The following is a 2,202-nucleotide window of genomic DNA, read 5'->3' as shown; positions in this document are numbered from 1 at the left end:
ACGGGGTAGACGAACCGGTCTGGAACGGCCGGCCAGAGAAGGTGAGAGCCCTGTAGTCGAAACTTCGTTCCCTCCCGAGCGGATCCTGAGTACGGCGGGACACGAGGAATCCCGTCGGAAGCAGGGAGGACCATCTCCCAAGGCTAAATACTCCCTAGTGACCGATAGTGCACCAGTACCGTGAGGGAAAGGTGAAAAGCACCCCGGGAGGGGAGTGAAAGAGAACCTGAAACCGTGTGCCTACAAGTAGTCAGAGCCCGTTGATGGGTGATGGCGTGCCTTTTGTAGAATGAACCGGCGAGTGACGATGGCGTGCGAGGTTAAGCCGGAGAGGCGGAGCCGCAGCGAAAGCGAGTCTGAACAGGGCGTGTGAGTACGTCGTCGTCGACCCGAAACCAGGTGATCTACCCATGTCCAGGGTGAAGGCCGGGTAACACCGGCTGGAGGCCCGAACCCACGCACGTTGAAAAGTGCGGGGATGAGGTGTGGGTAGGGGTGAAATGCCAATCGAACTTGGAGATAGCTGGTTCTCCCCGAAATAGCTTTAGGGCTAGCCTCGGGNNAAGTGCACGTTCAGTGGAAAAGGATGTGGAGTTGCAAAGACAACCAGGATGTTGGCTTAGAAGCAGCCACCATTTAAAGAGTGCGTAATAGCTCACTGGTCGAGTGACTCTGCGCCGAAAATGTACCGGGGCTAAACGTGCCGCCGAAGCTGCGGGATGACCGTTGGTCATCGGTAGGGGAGCGTTCTAAGGGCAGAGAAGCCAGACCGGAAGGACTGGTGGAGCGCTTAGAAGTGAGAATGCCGGTATGAGTAGCGAAAACAGAGGTGAGAATCCTCTGCGCCGAAAGCCTAAGGGTTCCTGAGGAAGGTTCGTCCGCTCAGGGTTAGTCGGGACCTAAGCCGAGGCCGAAAGGCGTAGGTGATGGACAACAGGTTGAGATTCCTGTACCACCTNNATCCGGAAGTCCCCGATTTCACACTGCCAAGAAAAGCCTCTAGCGAGGGAAGAGGTGCCCGTACCGCAAACCGACACAGGTAGGCGAGGAGAGAATCCTAAGGCGCGCGGGAGAACTCTCGTTAAGGAACTCGGCAAAATGACCCCGTAACTTCGGGAGAAGGGGTGCTCTTTGGGGTGAAGAGCCCTGAAGAGCCGCAGTGAAAAGGCCCAAGCGACTGTTTATCAAAAACACAGGTCTCTGCGAAGCCGAAAGGCGACGTATAGGGGCTGACACCTGCCCGGTGCTGGAAGGTTAAGGGGAGCGCTTAGCGGAAGCGAAGGTGCGAACCGAAGCCCCAGTAAACGGCGGCCGTAACTATAACGGTCCTAAGGTAGCGAAATTCCTTGTCGGGTAAGTTCCGACCCGCACGAAAGGTGTAACGACTTGGGCGCTGTCTCAACGAGAGACCCGGTGAAATTATACTACCTGTGAAGATGCAGGTTACCCGCGACAGGACGGAAAGACCCCGTGGAGCTTTACTGCAGCCTGATATGGAATTTTGGTATCGCTTGTACAGGATAGGTGGGAGCCTGGGAAGCCGGAGCGCCAGCTTCGGTGGAGGCGGCGGTGGGATACCACCCTGGCGGTATTGAAATTCTAACCCGCACCCCTTAACGGGGTGGGAGACAGTGTCAGGTGGGCAGTTTGACTGGGGCGGTCGCCTCCCAAAAGGTAACGGAGGCGCCCAAAGGTTCCCTCAGAATGGTTGGAAATCATTCGGAGAGTGCAAAGGCACAAGGGAGCTTGACTGCGAGACGGACAGGTCGAGCAGGGACGAAAGTCGGGCTTAGTGATCCGGTGGTTCCGCATGGAAGGGCCATCGCTCAACGGATAAAAGCTACCCCGGGGATAACAGGCTGATCTCCCCCAAGAGTCCACATCGACGGGGAGGTTTGGCACCTCGATGTCGGCTCATCGCATCCTGGGGCTGTAGTCGGTCCCAAGGGTTGGGCTGTTCGCCCATTAAAGCGGTACGCGAGCTGGGTTCAGAACGTCGTGAGACAGTTCGGTCCCTATCCGTCGCGGGCGGAGGAAATTTGAGAGGAGCTGTCCTTAGTACGAGAGGACCGGGATGGACGCACCGCTGGTGTACCAGTTGTCCCGCCAGGGGCACCGCTGGGTAGCTATGTGCGGACGGGATAAGCGCTGAAAGCATCTAAGCGTGAAGCCCCCCTCAAGATGAGATTTCCCACCGCGTCA

The 2,202-nt window shown here is 57.4% G+C and carries 1 rRNA gene; it reads left to right on the top strand.

Annotated elements, in window-relative coordinates:
• Positions 1-2,202, top strand: a 23S ribosomal RNA gene (locus ETR37_RS07685); the annotation flags it as partial.

This window comes from Geobacillus sp. PK12 (assembly GCF_004123125.1).
GTDB classification, from domain to species: Bacteria; Bacillota; Bacilli; order Bacillales; family Anoxybacillaceae; genus Geobacillus; species Geobacillus zalihae.
The sequence above is the reverse complement of the archived record's forward strand: the minus strand, read 5'-3'. Positions and strand labels throughout refer to the sequence as shown.